Genomic DNA, 16,467 nt, shown 5'->3' on the forward strand with positions numbered 1-16,467 from the left:
CTGAAATGCCCTGCCCTACTGCTTGAGCCCGAGCAGGGTCTGCAGCATCTGATCGGCGGTGGTGATCAGCTTGGCCGCCGCCGTGTAGGAGTGCTGAAATTTGATCAGATTGCTCATTTCTTCGTCCATGTTCACGCCCGACACCGAAGCCGTGCGCTCAGCCAGATCGTTGGTCAGGGCGGAGTGGTACTCGGAATTGGTCTTGGAAAGCCGCCGGTCCGAGCCCACGGTGGTGACCAGGTTGGCGTAATATTCGGAAATGCTCTGATTATCCACCGTCTTCCAGAGGGTGGAAATGGTGATTTTCTTGTCGGCCAGCTTGCCGATGGCCGTGGCCGTGGCGTTGTCGCCCGCATTGGCCTGATGCTGGCCGTTAACCTGGCCCGAGGCGATGAGGTTGGCATTGCTGTGCACCTGGCTGTTGACGGCCAGGTTGTCCGCACTGTCCCCGCTGAAAAAGGTATTGATGCCCAGGGCCGCCATAAGGCCCGTGGAATCCGCGCCCATGCCGAAGGTCACATCGGCGGCGGGATTGGTTTCAATGATCAGCTTGCCGTCCTGGATGCTGGCGTTGAGCGGCGGCGGCGCGATGGGGTTGCCGTCGGCGTCCACCATATTGTTGATGGCGTCGCGCACGTCTTCCAGGCTGTGCTTGTCGGGGTCGAAATTCTGAATGCCCGGCGTGGCCGGATCAAAATCCAGCATGCCGGAGGAGTTGTACTCGCCGGTGGTCTTGTCGTAGAAATGAAAATTGACGTTGCCGGCCTGAAGCTTGTCCGAGAAGGGCAAGATGGCCTGGGCCGAGCCCAGGGCCTTGGTGATGTCTTCCACGCGCTGCTGGCCCTGCGCGTAATCCAGCATGCTCAGGCCCGAGCCCTGGCTGTGGATGCGGTTCACTTCCCAGATCAGGGAAGAGGCCACGGCGTTCAGCTCGTCCATGTAGCGGCCGCAGTTGTCGTCGCGGATATTGTAGTACGCGGCCAGCTTGCCGCCGGTGAGGCGGCTGAGGTTGTCCGTGCCGTCAAAGCCGATCTGCGGGGTGATGTTTTCCGGGCCGCGCGTGGGTTCGATCCAGTACAGACCGTCCTTGGGCATGATGTCGAACTTGTCTCCGGCGTGGAAATTGTCCGCCGCGCTGAAGGAAATTTTCAGGTTCTTGACCAGCACCTGGTCGGTCGTGCCGTCGCCGTCGCTGTCCGTAATGTCGTAATGCAGCTCCTTGCCGTCGTCGTCGCGCAGCCAGGTCTTGCCGCCGTCCAGGGAAACGCGGAACTGCGGCGGCGGCACGTCGCCCGCGTTGCCGCCGTTGACGATCTCCACCGTGTATTCATGGCTGTCCGCGCCGTCAAACTGCACAGAGCCCTTATAGGGGGAATTGACCGTGAGCCGGTTTTCGGCCTGCGGGCCCATGATCTTCAGCTCATAACTGTTCTGCCCGTCCACCAGGGGTTGGCCGTTGCTCAGCTGCACCCGGAAATTGCCCTTGCCGTTGTCGATGGTCTCCACGTCCGCCAGGGAGGCCAGCTCGCGCACCAACTGATCGCGCTTGTCCAGCAGGCTGTTGGGATTGCTCACGCCGTCCACGGTGTTGGACGTGATCTGCCGGTTGAGATCCGCAATGGCCTTGGAGATATCATTGACGCGGTCCACGGTCTGGCCGATGGAAACGTCCATCTCCTTCTGGATGGCCTTGATGCCGTCCATGGTGCTGCCGAACATGTCGCTGAGGTTGTCGGCATAGGAAAGCAGGCTCTCGCGGGTGGCCGTGTCCTCCGGGCGCAGGGCCAGATCCTGCCAGGCGGTGAAGAATTTGTTCAGGGAGGAGCTGAGGCCCGCCCGGTTGGACTCGTTGAAGATATTCTCCAGCGAGGTCATGATGGTGTCCTGCTCGTCCCAACGCGCGGAATTGGTGGCCTGGCGCACGTAGGACCGCTCCAGGAACGAGTCGAAGAAACGCATGATCTGCTGGGCGTTGACCCCCAGCCCCTGTGCGCCCGGCTTGGCCGTCAGGCCGCCGGCGTCGCGCTGGTCCACATACTGGCGCGAGTAGCCTTCGGTATCCGCATTGGCAAGGTTGTTGCCGGTGACCGAGATCCAGGCCTGGGAGGCGTTGAGGGCCGACTGGCCGATGTTGAGCAGACCATAGAGCATGGTTTAGAGCCTCCCGGAAATAATGGCCGCTTGAGGATGCATTTCAGGGCGCATGCCGCCCCTGCGTCCGTAGGTTTCGGCTCTGGGAGGCATAGCCCTGCTGGTCAGGGCCTGCAACGTGCGGCTGCTCTGGTCCAGCAGCGCCAGGGAAAGCTGGGCGTTGCGCGAGGCCTGGCGTGAAACCTCCTGCTCGCCCTGATCCACGGAGCGGAACAACGCCCGCAGGGCCTCGCCCTGCTCCTGGGGCAGCGAGCGGGCGTATTCCGTCACGCGCACGCCGTCCAGAGCCTTGATGACCGTGGTCTTTTCCACGGCCAGCTGACGGATCAGCTCCTGGACGGAAAATTCCTGCGCCACCACGCCGTCCGTGTCGCGCGCCAGCAGGATGTGGTATTCCTCTTCCAGCAGATCGCGCAACAGCGCGAGCGCCTTGTCCTGGCGGGATAAACTTTCCTTAATTCTCTGGTACATACTGCCTCGCTTGGCCTTGACGATCAGGGAGCCGCCTGCGGGCGGCATACCGCGCGCCGGGCAGAAACTGCCGCCTGATCCCGATCAAGCAAAATCCATGCCCTTTTAAACGGTCATACCTGAATCAACGTTTCGAGTGAGATGTTACGCCTCGCCTGTCGATTGGGCGTGAAGATCGCACAGCAAAAAAAACATGGGGCTTCGCTGACTCACGGCGGCCTGGACGCCGCAAAACCCGCAGGGTTGCATGCGTCTCACCTTTCAAATGAGAACAATTTTACTAGCCGCGCAGATCCCCGGCCGTCAGCGGCGGGATGGCAAAGGAATCCGCCGCGCCGTTGCCTGATGCGCTCCGGCCCTCCGCCGAACGCGCGGTCAGCGGCGGCACGGCCTGGTCTCCGGCGTGCGGCGCGGGCTGTGCGGCGGCCTGAACCGGTGCCGGATTCGCCGCCTGCGCGCCAGCCGGGGCGACAGTCCGGCCGGAATTCTGAACGGAGCTTTGGGCAGCGTCCTGGGCGGGTTGGGACTGCGCCTGGATCTGGGCGGCATGATAGGCGGCCAGGCCCGCGCCCGCGCGACTGCTCGGCCCGGTGCCGTCCGTGTTCAGGGTGCGGATCAGCTCCTGGCCGCGCCTGCGGCCTTTCTGTGGAATATTGGTGGTGTAACGCACTGTGCGGGTTGGCGGCGCGGCGTCGGCGGCCTGCGCCGGATTCCGCCCCTGGCCCTGAGTCTGCGGCGCGGGCATTACCCCCGGCTGCGCCGCCGACGCCAAAGGCGCGCCGGGGATGGCTCCCGCAAAAGACATGGCCGCCTGCACGGCCGTGGGCGTTCCCGCAGGTATGGCCGACTGGCTTATGCTTTGCGCCGACGGCGCGGCCTGAGTAAAGGCCGCGTTCTGAAGCAGGGCCCCGTCGGGCCGCGCCGGATGCCGCAATGGAGGCCGCACGGCACGCGGGCCGAGCTTGTCCCCGGCCTCGCGCTGGGCCATCTGCGCCAGTTCCAGGCCGGAAGACGCTTCCTGCCGCCTCACGCCCTGTCCGGCGGGCACGGCTTCCACCCGTCCCTGCGCGGGCGGGGCCAGGGCCTGCTGCGCCCGCAGGGCGGCCAAAGCCCGTTCCACTTCAGGATTACTCAGGGCTTCTGTCCCGCTGCGCGCGTCCGCGCCGTTGTCGGCAGAGGCAGCCACCCGGGACGCGGCGGCTTGCCGGTCCATGGCGCCGCTCTGCGGAGCCGCGCCGTCATAGACGGAGGGCACGGCATCCCTGCGGCCCGCAGCCTGGGGGGCCTGGGCGGCATGGGCCGCTGACGGCGCGTCCGCAACCGCCGTAGCTTCCGGAGTTTTCGGCGCCGCCTGCAGCAGCGGGGCCGCCGTGGGCGTAAAGGACGCGCCGCGACCCGACCCGGCGGCGCCTCGGCTGGCCGACACCAGATTGCGCGAAAGCTGCTCGTACATCATGTCCGCCAGACCGATGCCGCCGGCCGAGGTCATGCTTTTGGACAATTCCTGATCATACATGTCCTGCCAGTACTGCTCATCGCGGCCATGCAGAAGGCCGTTCTTGGGCAGGGTATTGCGCATTTCCTGCCACATCTTCTGGATGAAAACCGACTCGAAACCCTCACAGGCTTCGCGCAGTTTCTTGGCCTTGGCCTCAGGCGAAATCTTTTTTCCGCCGAGATCGCCCAGACCGGCGAGCTTGGCCTGGAGTTCGCGGCGGGAACCTTCGTTGCGGGCGCTTTCCGGCGGGATCGCGGCCGGGACGGCATTGAGGGGCGCGGTCATCTCAGATCACCTCCAGCTCCGCATGCAGCGAGCCCGACACCTGCAGGCTGCGCAAAATGGAAATCAGATCGCGGGGCGTGGCCCCGATGGCATTCAGGCCGTCCACCAGTTCCTGCAGGGTGGCCCCTTCCACCATGACCAGGCGGCGGTTTTCCTCACGCACGTTGATGTCAGTCTGGGGCGTGACCACGGTCTGGCCCTGGGAAAAGGGACCGGGCTGCGAAACCTGCTGGCTTTCCTGGACGGTGATCTGCAGATTGCCGTGAGCCACAGCCGCGCGCGAAATGCGTACGTCCCGGCCCAATACCACAGTGCCGGTCTTTTCATCCACCACCACCTTGGCGGCGGTGTCCGGGGTTACTTCCAGGTTCTCCACCGAGGCCATCAGGGGCACGAGATTGCTCTTGTACTGGGGGGGCACGTCCACGCTCACGCTCATGGCGTCCACGGCACGGGCGTAAGGGCCGCCCATGGCCGCGTTGAGACGCTCGGCGATCTGCTGGGCCGTGGAAAAATCCCCCACGCGCATGTTCAGGGTCAGCTTGTCCTGCTGGTTGAACTCAAAGGGGATGCCCCGCTCCACAATGCCGCCGCCGGGGATCAGGCCCACGGTATTGACGTTTTTCTGGGTGCTGGCCGCCGCTCCGGTGACAGAAAAGCCGCCCACGGTCAACGAACCCTGGGCCAGGCAGTAGGTCTTGCCGTCCACGCCCTTGAGCGCGGTCTGCAACAGCACGCCGCCCAGCAGGGAAGTGGCGTCGCCCACCGAGGAGACGGTCACGTCCAGGCGGCTGCCCGGCTTGGAGGAGACCGGCATGCGCGCCGTGACCATGACCGAGGCCACATTCTTGATTTTCAGGGCCGAGGAATTCACGCCGATGCCCATCCGGTCCATCATGTTTTTCATGGAACTGAGGGTGAAGACGGAATCCTTTTTGTCGCCGGTGCCCGCCAAGCCCACCACCAGGCCGTAGCCGATGAGCTGGTTGTCGCGCACTCCGGAAAAGGTGGCGATATCCTTGATGCGTACCGCCTGGGCGGGCAGGGCCCAGCAGAGCAGCAGGGCCGCTACGGCCAACCAGAGGGCGTAATGGCGGGTGATCGTCAATTTCATGGCGCATGCTCCTTGCCGGAGAACCGGCGTAAACCTTTATGCAGGAAGCATGCCCGGAGCAGTTCAAAGTTAAATGTTCCAGATGAAAAAAGCCGCCCCCCCTTACGGGAAGCGGCGAAAAAACATCGTGCATACGCCCGTCGCCGAATAGACGACGCGGACGGGACGGAGACACGTTGCCTATATTCGGAAGAGGCCCGGCTCCTCCCGGACCAGTCCGGCCGCGATGAGGCGGCTGTCCGGCTGGTAGGTGCCGTTGGCTACCTGGATGCGCAGAGATTCCACCTTGTCGGCGCGCACGTCCGGCGTATTCTGCGCGGTGCGGCGGGCCTCGGTCAGCAGCAAAGCGTCCTGGGAGACGCTCACCGTATCGCCCCGCTCTCCGTCGGACTGGCTTTCCGTTCTGGCCCGGGCGCGGGCCTCGCCGCTTTTTTCCAGGCCGGTAGCGTAGGGATCCAGTAACGGGTTTGTATTGGTCTGAATTTCCATATCCTTTTTCTCCAATCCAGAGCAGGCGTCCTCCCGCCTCACAGCTTCTCGACGCCGGCTCCGCTCGCGTCCGGCACGGGGCGCATGTCCCCCTATTGCCCGGACGGCTTTTCCAACATGCTCTGGTCAACCTTTTGGCGCGTGATGCGCCAGAGAACATGCCGCGTGCGGCGCTGTTCCTCTTCACTCAGGGGACGCGGCCCCTCGGGGCCCTGGCCCACGATGCAGAGTCTGCCGCCCGGCGGGTAGGTGAACTGCACCTCCTGCCCCACGGCCTTGCCCAGTTCCCGGCGGATTTCCTCCACCACGGGATTGTCGCTGCCGGTGAAGATCAGGCTGTCAAACAATTCCTGCGCCACTTTTTCCACATAGGCGCGGCGTTTGACGGACGGGTCGGGGTCCTGCGGCTCCAGCCCTTCGGCCAGACGCCGCCGCACGCGGAAACGGGCCAGCCGACGGGCCGCCAGCAATTGCTGCTCATAGCCTTGCAGCATGATGCGCATTTGCGCGGTGGTCGTATCGGCCATGATATTTTCCGTCCCTGTTGGTGTTTTCGGCCTTCCACCGTGAAACTTTAGACTTTTTTACGCTTTTTGGCGTCATAACGCCATTTTTTTCAGATAACCTATGGAAATACATCGAATTAAATTTCTTACTTTTTTCGTCCGTTATCGAAGATGACCCGTCTGCCGCTTGCCGCCGGACCGTCCACAAGAAAAATGCCGTCCGCGATATGTCGTGTTTTGGGCAGATCCGCCTCCGTCAGGCCGGGCCGCAATATCACCCGCCCGTCGGCGGACAGGCTGAAACAGCGGCTGTAGCGGGTGTCCGCCACGGCGGAAAGATGGATATAGTCCCGCCAGAAAACAAGGGGGTCTCCCGCCCGCGCCGCCGCAACCCGCGAGGCCTCTCGCTCCCGCTCCGGGTCAAGCTCCCGGAAGGGCACGCCGTGACGCGCGGCACTGTCCCGCATGCGGCGCAACGGCACGAGGCCGAGCGTCTCCCGCGTGCGCTTGGGCACGAAAAACCGCACCCGCAATATCTCGTCGCCCTCACTGGCCGCCTGCGGAGCGCGGCGCAGCACCAGGCCGTGCTTATCCAGGGCCTCCCGGGCCAGAGCGGCCGGGGACCTGCCGGGCCAGGGGGTCAGTATGCGCCGGAACAGGGCTTCCAGTTCCGGGGGCGTGTCCGGAAAGACATACACGGTGGATCCGCCGCCGCGTCGGGCGCTGACCTCCGCCACGCCCACAAGGATATGTTCCGGATTTGCCGCGCCGGGCGGCGCGTAGCCCCCGCCCACATCCCCGTGCGCGCCGGGGCAGGCCGCCTCATTGCCGGTATTGGGCGCGCCGTCGTAAATGGAACGCAAGGGAAAATTCCGGCGGTACTCGTTGGCGGCGGTCAGGTGCAGGGTCCGGGCCACGATTTCCGGTCCCAGGGCCACGTCGAAATCGCCTTCGTCGGCATTGCCGGGCAGGCCGAAGGACCCCACAGTATCGAACAAGCCCAGAAAACCGATCTCCAGCGGGCAGTCCAGACGACCGTAGCCCTGGTTCCGGATGACCCGAAGGTTGGGACGGATGGGACGGGGCACCGCGCTCGCGTCCATGGGGCGGCGGGGGTCCGGCAGACCGGCCAGCAACACCGCGTTGACGAAGTGCCGGGCCAGGGCCGCGCCCCGGCTGAAACCGAAGACATCCAGCACGATCCGCGCGGGCGGGAAAGGCCAGACCCGCTGAAAGACCGCCAGCAGGCCTTCCGCCGCGTCGGCCATACGGGCATAACCGCCGGACTTGCCCAGTCCCGTGGCCAGAGAGAGGGGATCGCCGCGCAGATTGCCCGCGGAATCATACACGCCGATGCCCGGCACATAGGCCGCGAACACGCTTTGGCCGTCCGTGGCATAAAGATCGTACAGGGCGGCGATATTAGTGGGCCGGGCCGCGGTTGCGCGCAGATCCTTATGATTGCCCGTACCGTCGAAAAAAATGCCGATGCGCAGGTCCGGCCCGCCGGTATCTGTTGATGAAGGCATAGCGACTCCTGCCGGTTGCGGCCAGGGCCTGTGTTTCCCGGCGCGACCGGCGGGCATCCGCCCTGCCTTATTGCCGGTTGCGTGCCAGGACAAAGCCCACGGCCAGCAGATTGAGCAGGCCGAAAATGATCAGGTCCGTGCGCATACTGCGCAGAAAACCGTCGATATTGGCTATGCTCACGGCCTCCTGGCCCAGAAAAAGACTCAGGGTCAGGGTGATGACCACCATATTGCAGAGCTGGCCGCCGGTGCGCACGGCCCCGGTGAGCCCGGAGGCCTGGCCCACGTGATCCGGCCCGGCGCTTTCCAGAATGATGGTGGTGTTGGGCAGGGCGAACAGGCTGATGCCCACGCCCAGCAGGCATTGCGCCCCCAGCAGCAGACTCAGGGGCGAGTCCAGTTGCAGGAAGGCCGCCGCCGTGAGCCCCAGGCCGCACAGAGCCACGCCCACGGCGCAGACATAGCCGGGATTCCAGGCATTGCAGAGGCGCGCGGCCAGCGGCGTGGTCAGGACCTGCACCACGGATTGCAGCGCCAGGAAAAAACCTGCCTCCTGCACGCTCATGCCGCGCCCCACCTGCAGATAGAGGCTGAAAAAAAACAGCATGCCGAAAAAGGAGCTGTAGTTGACAAAGGCCGCCAGCGAGGACAGGGCGAAGACCCGGTTGCGGGCCAGCAGGCGGATGTCCAGCAGAGGATAGCGGCTTTTCAGCTCCAGCAGGCAGAATACGGCCAGCAGAAGCGCGAAGGACGCCAGCAGGCCCCAGGCCAGAACCGGGCTTTCCGCCAGTTCCGACGCGCCGAAGGTCAGGGCGGCCATGGCGCAGCCGTAAATGATGCAACCCCACCAGTCAAAGGGCTGGCCCTCGGCCGTGCGCCATTCCAGCTTGACGCAGTACTTCATGAGCAGAAACGCCCCGGCGGCGGCCAGGGCATTGCCCCAGAACAACCAGCGCCAACCCAGCCAGCCCGCGATGAATCCGGCCACGGGCGGGCCGCAGGCAATACCGGCATAGACCGCCGCGCCGCTGAAGCCCAGATAGCTGGCGCGTTGGCCCGGCGGCGCGGCCGAGGCCAGCAGGGCCAGGCCGCTGGCGTTGAACATGGCACCGCCCACGCCCTGCACAAAGCGCAAAACCAGAAACAGCGGCGCGGAATCCACAAAACCGAGCAGAGCCCCGGCCAGGGCGAAGACGCCCATGCCCCAGAGGAAGACGCGGCGGCGGCCGCAGATGTCGCCGAGGCTGCCCGAAGCCAGCTGGAACACCGCCAGCCCCAAGGAATAGAAGGCCCCCACCAGGCCGAGCTGGCGGGCGCTGGCCCGCAGGCTCTCGCCCAGGGGCGGCAGAACGGCGTTGACCCCGGCCATCATGAACGGCATGAAGAACAGCGCCGTACAGACGGCCAGCAGCAGGCGGCGATGATTTTTTTCAATAGGCATGCCGCAGCATATATCTCCGGCGGCGGGGGAGGGTCAACACGCGCGGCGCGGCGTCAGGGTCAATCCGTTCTCCGTCCGTGGACAGAGTTATTTTGTATTTATAGCAGGTTACCTTTCTAAAGATAATTGTTTTAGGGCGCGTTAACACTACTGGGATTTTGTTCGCTGGCTAGGAAAACGACCCTTTTATGAAGGGAGCGTACTCTTACGGTACGTGACCGGAATAAAAGGTGAAGTTCGACGACGCCAGCGGGCGAAAGAACGTAGTGTTAACACGCCCTAGTGGGCTTGTCGTATGTGATGAGGTATTCCGAGCCCTGCGGACACAGTGGTTTTACGCCTCCCGGCGTTTGGGCCGCCCCAGGCCCCCCTGCCCCGCTGTAGCCGTAACGCAATGGCGCGGCGTCCCGCAGGTCTTGCTCGCGCGCCGCGCTACATGCCCACTTCCTCGGCGATCTGCAGGCAGAGATCACCCTTGTTCAGGGTATACAGGTGGATGCCCGGCGCGCCGCACTCCAGCAACTGACAGATCTGGCGCACGGCGAAATCCAGGCCCGCGTCGCGCACGGCCTCGGCCCCGCCCTTGCGGTGGGCTTCCTCCAGGCTGAGATAGAGCTTGCCCGGGATATTGGCCCCGCACAGCGAGAGCACCCGGCGCAGGGAATCGAAACTCTGAATGGGCAGAATTCCCGGCACCACCGGCACATTCAGCCCTTTGGCGCGCAGATCTTCCACCAGGGCTTCATACTCGCGCACGTCAAAAAAGAGCTGGCTCACGGCAAAGTCCGCCCCGGCGCGCAGTTTTTCCTCCGTGTACCGGCGGTCCAGGGCAAAGGAGCGGGATTCGGGGTGCGGCGCGGGATAGGCGGCCACACCGATGCCCATGTCCGGTTCATGCTCGCGCGTGAAGGCCACCAGGTCGGCGGCATGCTGAAAATAACCCTGTTTCCAGTCCCAGTTGCCTGTTTTGGGCGGGTCGCCGCGCAGAGCCAGCACATTGCCCACACCGGCGGCGCGCAACTCCTTGAGGAAAGCCGCGATGTTCCCGGGTTCGGCCCCCACGCAGGTCAGATGGGCCATGGTGGTAAAACCGCGCCTAGCCAGCTCGGCCGTGACGGCCAGGGTGCTGTGCTGCCGCGCGCCCCCGGCGCCGTAGGTCACGGACACAAAGAGCGGATCAAGGGCGCGCAGCTGTTCCACTGTGGCGTAAAAGCCCGGCAGCTGGGCCTCGTCCGAAGGAGGAAAAAATTCCAGGGAGAAAAAAGGCGCTTTGGCGGCTTGAATCAGCGTGCCTATCTGCATGTTCCGCTCCTTGGCCGGGGCCTGGCGGGATGCCACGCCGCCCGCGGCGGCGCGCAACCCCTTACGGGTTTGTGTGTCTTATTTTTCAAAGTAGACATCGGGCCCGCGGGCCGCTTGCGTGTCGTTGAGCAACTTAATTATGTGTATATCAAGATAAGCTGATATGTCAATGCCGCCATCTGTTTCCCGTCTTCCCTCCGACGTGCTCCGTCTTGCCAAAGACCGGACTTGGTCGTAAGGGAAAACCATGTACGTGCCTTTACGGTCAAAGATAACCCGCTGTGATGACAGCGTTTCGGATTATTTCCCCCTGGTGCCGTGCCGCGCGCCACAGCACGCCCGCCCCCGTGCCCGGCTCTGGTTTGCGCCCGTGCGCGGCCTGACCCTGCTCTGCTGGCTGCTGTTCCTGTCCTCGTCCGTTCCGGCGGCTGACCTTGCGGACAATGGGTCACCCGATTTCACGGCCGATCAGGCCGCGCTTCCGGAAGTTGCGGACAATGCGCCCGGCAGCGGCGAAGCCGAAGCAGGCAACAGTGCAAACGGCAACATGCCTCCGCCCGCGCCGGTCCCCGGCCAACAGGGCGTGGACCGGGACGGCCGCCCGGCCTGGACGCAATTGGAACCCGGCCTGGCCTTCGGCGAATTTCAGCTCAACGACAGCGAAGCGCGGCTCACGGCCCTGCGCATTGACCCCGCCCGGTTCGACTTCATACTCTGCGCCAGCTCGCAGGACGGCCGCCCGGCCCGCGCCCTGAGCGACTGGGGCGAGCAATACGATCTTACGGCGGCCATCAACGCCAGCATGTATCTGCCCGACGGCAGCACCAGCACCGGCTACATGCGCCAGGGCGGACACGTCAACAACAAGCGTCTGGTCCAGCGCTTCGGGGCCTTTTTCGTAGCCCGGCCCGACAGCCCCAATCTGCCCCCGGCGGCCATCCTGGATCGTGACAGCCCCGACTGGAGGCAGCGCATCGACCACTACGGCCTGGTGGTCCAGAATTACCGGATGATTAATGCCGAACGGCGCATTCTCTGGGCTCCGGGCGGCCCTCTCTACTCCATTTCCGCCGTGGCCCAGGACGGCGACGGCCAAATTCTCTTCCTGCACTGCCGCGAACCCGTGGAGGCCTACGCCTTTGCCCAGCAGCTCCTGCACCTGCCGCTGGACGTGCGCACCGTCATGTATGTGGAAGGCGGGGCCCAGGCCGGCCTGCTGGTGCGTTCCGCCTCGCTCCGGCGTGAGCTGGCCGGACGCCACGCCGTCTCTTTTCTGGTGACCGGCAATCTCAAGGCCACTCTGCCCAACGTGCTGGGCGCGCGCCGCAAAGCAACGCCCACCACAACCGCCCCGACGCCCGACACAAAGCCCGCTCAAACCGCCGACTCCCCCACTGCCCGGATTCCCGGCCAACCTCCTGCGGAAGCGGCCGCGGGACCGGATGAAAGCTCTCCCTCCCCGGCGCATGTTGATCCGGCGTCGACCAACACGGTTCCGTCGCCTGAAGGCGCCCACAAATAAGAAATATTCTTATTACCTGTAAAAAGCCTTTACAAAAAACCGTTTTTAGCCCAAAATCTGTATCGGAATTTCGGTGAACGGCAGGTCGGCACATCCGGCCCGGCCACAACGCCGAAAGGCCTTCCAGCGGGTCCGGCCCGCCGGTGTGTTTGCAAATCCGCCCCGTTTGCGGGCCGGGCATCCGAGCCCCGAGAGGCCGATGCCTTCATAGTTTTTTTATGACATAGCGAGGATTATTATGCCCAACCAGTTGGAAATTTATAAATGCACCCATTGCGGCAATATTGTTGAAGTTCTGCACGGCGGCGGCGCTGAACTCGTCTGCTGTGGCGAGCCCATGAAGCTCATGAAGGAAGGCTCCACCGACGGCGCGCTGGAGAAACACGTGCCGGTGATCGAAAAAGTGGACGGCGGCTACAAGGTCAAGGTGGGCAGCATGGCCCATCCCATGGAAGAAAAGCATTACATTGAGTGGATCGAGCTGCTGGCCGACGGCAGAAGCTACACCAAATTCCTCAAGCCCGGCGACGCGCCCGAAGCCTTCTTCGAAATCGACGCCGCCAAGGTGACCGCCCGTGAATACTGCAATCTGCACGGGCTGTGGAAGGCTGAGAACTAAAGCATTTCAAAATAAAATTGCTCTAATTTCGGCAAGCATGACCGCGCGGCCCGTGCGCGCGGATCGAAAAAAGGAGAATATCCATGCAGAAATACGTCTGTAGCGTTTGCGGCTATGAATATGACCCGGCGGAACATGACAACGTGCCTTTCGATCAGCTTCCCGACGACTGGGTCTGCCCGGTGTGCGGCGTGAGCAAGGACCAGTTCAATCCCGCCTAAGTTTTGATTGTGGTTTGTATTTCCGTCTTTCCCCGCCTTGCCGGTCCGCCGGCGGGGCGGGGCTTTTAATGACGGAGAATTTCCTTTCCACTTTGCACTTTCTGGAGAATTGACATGCAACCTGTTGAAATCAAAAAAGACATTTTCTGGGTGGGCTGCGTTGATTACGATCACCGCGACTTTCACGGCTATTCCCGCTCGCCGGACGGCTCCACCTACAACGCCTATCTGATCAAAGACCAGAAAAACGTGCTCATAGACACTGTGGCTCCCGGCTGCGCAGGCACGCTGCTCTGCCGTCTGGCCAAGACCCTGGCACCCGAAAAAGTGGATTACATCGTCTGCAACCACATCGAACTGGACCATTCGGGCTCCCTGGCCGAAGTGGTGGAGCGGGTCAAGCCGGAAAAAATCTTCGTCTCCCAGGCCGGGCTCAAGTCCATGGCCGGGTATTTCGCGGGCAAGAACTGGCCCGTGCAGGCCGTGAAAAGCGGCGACATCCTGAACATCGGCAGCCGCAACATCGTCTTTCAGGAAACCCGCATGCTGCACTGGCCGGACAGCATGGTTTCCTACATTCCCGAGGAAAAACTGCTGATCAGCAACGACATCTTCGGCCAGAACATCGCCAGCAGCGCCCGTTTCGCGGACGATTTCGGGGACGACGGCGAATTCGTGAAGCGGATCAAGGAATATTTCTACAACATCATACTGCCCTATTCCCCCATGGTGCTCAAAACCCTGCCCGTGGTGGAAAAACTGGACATCGACATGATCGCTCCGGACCACGGCCTGATCCACCGGGGCGAGAAGGCCGTGCGCTTCATCATCGACATGTACCGCAACCTGGCCGAGCAGAAGCCGCAGCAGCGCGCCCTGATTTTCTACGACACCATGTGGCAGTCCACGGAGCGCATGGCCTATGCCGCATGCAGCGGCCTGGAGGAAAACGGCGTGCCCACGCGGATCATGTCCGTGAAGCACAACCACCACAGCGCGGTGATGACCGAACTGGCCGACTGCGGAGCCGTGCTGGCCGGTTCGCCGACTCACAACAACACGGTGCTGCCTTTGGTGGCCGCGCAGCTCACCTATATGAAGGGGCTGCGGCCGCTCAACCGCGTGGGCGGCGCCTTCGGCTCCTACGGCTGGTCGGGCGAAGCGCCCAAATATCTCCAGGAACAGCTGGCCGCCATGAATATGGACATGCCCGCCGATCCCGTGAAGTGCAACTGGGCTCCGGACAAGGACGTATTCCGCGCCTGCCATGAGCTGGGCAAAACCGTGGCTGAGACTCTCAAGAAGAAGTGCCAGGAAGGCTAGGGGCTGTTTCTAAATTAGGATTTTTGTTTTCTGCCAAGAAAGGCGAGCCTTGGGCGGACGTGTGAGCCGTACGGATAAAGCAAGCAACCGGCGACCTTGAACCCGGTGCGGAGAAATTAATGACGAAAAAGCGCGCTCCGTGCAAACGGGGCGCGCTTTTCACATTCAGATTCAAGAATCCGAGTTCGTTTTTTTACAGCGTGCGCATGTGGTCCGGACGGCGGTCGTCATGGCGGGGGCCGGGGCCGCGATGGTCGCGGCGGTCATAATCCCGCCGGTCGTCGCGACGCTTGTCATAGCGCCCGTCGCGGCGGTGGTCGCGATCGTCCCGGCGATGGTCGTAACGGTCGCGGTCATGACGTCCGTCATAGCGGCGGTCGTCCCGACGATCATATTTACCGTCCCGGCGGTCGTCACGGCGGTCGTATTTGCGGTCCTGCTTGTCCGCCTTGCGGTCTCCGCGCCGGTCGAACTGATCCTGCTTGCGGTCCTGGCGGCGTTCGAAATCCTCGCGTTTACGGTCTTGGCGACGTTCAAAATCTTCACGCTTGCGGCCATCGTCCCTGTCCGCCACGGTTTTGCCGGGCAGAGCATGACCGGCCACGACCGGGGTATTTTCCGTGTCGGCGACGGGCGCGGCATTGGCGCTCAGGCCTCCGGCCATCCACACGACGGCGGCCACGGCGCACAGGCTCAAGGGTCGCCATACAGCGTACATTTTCATTGCTTACCTCCTAAATAAAAGGCATGAATGCCTTACCCCGCTCATACGCTGAAGCCGAAGCGGAAGCAAGCCCGGCCCGCGCTTCAGGCCTTGAAACGCAGGGCGGGCGCGCCCACCCCCAGGCGGGCCGACGCCGATTTGACGGCCTCGGCCTCGGCGCGCACGTAGCGCCGCCCCTCCAGGATATAGGCCTTGGCTTCCAGGCGTTCACCCGCGTCGATCAGCTCCGCCGCCTCGCGCGGCAGCACCAGCCGTTCCAGGCATTGCCGCCGCAGGCCCAGGCTGTGGGTATGGCGCAGCAGGCCCAGGCTTACGCCCTCCTCGTCCTCCGGGCGGCAGAGCACGCGCAGCAGGCCTGCGGGACGGTTTTTCTTGCCGATGCCGGGCAGCCAGAGCACATCCAGCACTTCGGGCGACGCGGCCAAGGCCGTGAGGGCCATGCCCAGCTCCTCGCCGCTGAGGTGGTCCAGATGGGTCTCCAGTTGCAGCACCTGTTCCCGGCCGCCCCGCGCGTGCGACACGGCTTCGGGCGCGGGCTCCGCCAGCCAGGCCCGCAGCCCCCCCGGGGCCGGACGCGAGCCGTAGCCCGTGCCCAAGGCGCGCAGCACGCCCAGCGGGCCGTCCGTAAATTCATCCACCAGCACATGGACCAGAGCCGCGCCCGTGGGCGTGACCAATTCCTCGCGCGCGTCCGTGGGCCGCACGGGCTTGCCGCGCATCAGCCAGGCAGCGGCGGGCGCGGGCAGCGGAATCAGCCCGTGGGCGCATTGCACCGTGCCGGAAAACCAGGGCAGGGGCGAGGCCGTAACCCGGCGCACGCCCAGTTGCTCCAGGCCCCAGCAGGCCCCGGCGATGTCCACCAGGGTGTCGATGGCCCCCACCTCATGAAAGTGCACCTCTTCCGGCGGAATCTGATGCGCCTCGGCCTCGGCCAGGGTCAGGGCCTCCAGCACGGCCAAGGCCCGTTGCCGCGCCGCGCCGCCCATATCCAGGACGGCGAAGACGGCCGCGATGTCCGCCGGATGGCGCAGGGGCTGGACCTCGTCCCAGCTCACGTCCACCCGCCTGCCGGGGCCGCCGACGCGCGTCTCGGGCCAGGTCTCAATGCGGCAATTCACACCGGCGCGGGCCAGGACCGACGCCAGAGGGGCAATATCCAGCCCCAGATGGACCAGGGCGGCCAGGGTCATGTCGCCGCTGATGCCGTTGCCGCAATCCAGATATAAATCCATGTCTCCACTCCCTCCGCCGAAAAAAGGCATACGGCCCGCG

At 64.0% G+C, this 16,467-nt stretch carries 15 protein-coding genes; 4 read left to right on the plus strand and 11 right to left on the minus strand.

Translation table 11 applies throughout. The annotated features are described in order from the left end of the window. Positions 1-15: 15 nt before the first annotated feature. The 9 genes from flgK to AXF13_RS11440 form a co-directional block, all read right to left on the minus strand. Positions 16-2,151 (minus strand): flagellar hook-associated protein FlgK, encoded by a 2,136-nt coding sequence (flgK, locus tag AXF13_RS11400; RefSeq protein ID WP_062253385.1) that lies wholly within the window; start codon positions 2,149-2,151, stop codon positions 16-18. A 3-nt stretch (positions 2,152-2,154) separates the two neighbouring features. Continuing rightward, on the minus strand, positions 2,155-2,622 hold the full coding sequence (locus tag AXF13_RS11405) for a flagellar protein FlgN (protein ID WP_223299910.1): 468 nt from the start codon (positions 2,620-2,622) through the stop codon (positions 2,155-2,157). Between the two features lie 280 nt (positions 2,623-2,902). After that, a complete protein-coding gene (locus AXF13_RS11410; RefSeq protein WP_062253389.1) occupies positions 2,903-4,405 on the minus strand; it encodes a rod-binding protein in 1,503 nt (500 codons plus the stop codon). Between the two features lies 1 nt (position 4,406). After that, a complete protein-coding gene (locus AXF13_RS11415) occupies positions 4,407-5,519 on the minus strand; it encodes a flagellar basal body P-ring protein FlgI (protein ID WP_062253390.1) in 1,113 nt (370 codons plus the stop codon). A gap of 180 nt (positions 5,520-5,699) precedes the next feature. Further along, positions 5,700-6,008: a flagellar biosynthesis anti-sigma factor FlgM gene (flgM, locus tag AXF13_RS11420; RefSeq protein WP_009302828.1), complete on the minus strand. Its 309-nt coding sequence runs from the start codon at positions 6,006-6,008 to the stop codon at positions 5,700-5,702. Positions 6,009-6,100: 92 nt separating this feature from the next. Continuing rightward, positions 6,101-6,535 carry a DVU0524 family FlgM-associated protein gene (locus AXF13_RS11425; RefSeq protein WP_062253392.1) on the minus strand — a complete coding sequence of 145 codons (435 nt, stop codon included), beginning with the start codon at positions 6,533-6,535 and terminating at the stop codon, positions 6,101-6,103. Positions 6,536-6,660: 125 nt separating this feature from the next. Continuing rightward, positions 6,661-8,043 (minus strand): phospholipase effector Tle1 domain-containing protein, encoded by a 1,383-nt coding sequence (locus AXF13_RS11430; protein ID WP_062253393.1) that lies wholly within the window; start codon positions 8,041-8,043, stop codon positions 6,661-6,663. 67 nt (positions 8,044-8,110) lie between these two features. Next, positions 8,111-9,484, minus strand: a complete 1,374-nt coding sequence (locus tag AXF13_RS11435; RefSeq protein ID WP_062253395.1) for an MFS transporter — start codon at positions 9,482-9,484, stop codon at positions 8,111-8,113. A 432-nt stretch (positions 9,485-9,916) separates the two neighbouring features. After that, complete coding sequence (locus tag AXF13_RS11440; protein WP_062253396.1) at positions 9,917-10,786, minus strand: methylenetetrahydrofolate reductase; 870 nt, start codon at positions 10,784-10,786, stop codon at positions 9,917-9,919. Positions 10,787-11,033: 247 nt separating this feature from the next. On the opposite strand from AXF13_RS11440, the gene AXF13_RS11445 reads away from it, so the two are divergent. The 4 genes from AXF13_RS11445 to AXF13_RS11460 all read left to right on the plus strand — a co-directional run bounded on the left by AXF13_RS11445 (position 11,034) and on the right by AXF13_RS11460 (position 14,471). Further along, positions 11,034-12,308, plus strand: a complete 1,275-nt coding sequence (locus AXF13_RS11445) for a phosphodiester glycosidase family protein (protein WP_062253397.1) — start codon at positions 11,034-11,036, stop codon at positions 12,306-12,308. 238 nt (positions 12,309-12,546) lie between these two features. Continuing rightward, positions 12,547-12,927: a desulfoferrodoxin gene (locus AXF13_RS11450; protein ID WP_008682199.1), complete on the plus strand. Its 381-nt coding sequence runs from the start codon at positions 12,547-12,549 to the stop codon at positions 12,925-12,927. A gap of 83 nt (positions 12,928-13,010) precedes the next feature. Further along, entirely contained in the window at positions 13,011-13,148 is a 138-nt protein-coding gene (locus AXF13_RS11455) for a rubredoxin (protein ID WP_009302824.1), read from the plus strand. 114 nt (positions 13,149-13,262) lie between these two features. Next, positions 13,263-14,471: an FprA family A-type flavoprotein gene (locus AXF13_RS11460; protein WP_008682201.1), complete on the plus strand. Its 1,209-nt coding sequence runs from the start codon at positions 13,263-13,265 to the stop codon at positions 14,469-14,471. Positions 14,472-14,664: 193 nt separating this feature from the next. On the opposite strand, the gene AXF13_RS11465 is transcribed toward AXF13_RS11460, so the two are convergent. Both AXF13_RS11465 and larC read right to left on the minus strand, forming a co-directional pair. Further along, positions 14,665-15,195 (minus strand): hypothetical protein, encoded by a 531-nt coding sequence (locus AXF13_RS11465; protein WP_062253399.1) that lies wholly within the window; start codon positions 15,193-15,195, stop codon positions 14,665-14,667. An 83-nt stretch (positions 15,196-15,278) separates the two neighbouring features. Continuing rightward, entirely contained in the window at positions 15,279-16,427 is a 1,149-nt protein-coding gene (gene larC / locus AXF13_RS11470; protein ID WP_062253401.1) for a nickel pincer cofactor biosynthesis protein LarC, read from the minus strand. Positions 16,428-16,467 lie beyond the last annotated feature (40 nt).

Origin of the sequence: Desulfovibrio fairfieldensis, from assembly GCF_001553605.1 — a bacterium.
Lineage (GTDB): Bacteria > Desulfobacterota > Desulfovibrionia > Desulfovibrionales > Desulfovibrionaceae > Desulfovibrio > Desulfovibrio fairfieldensis.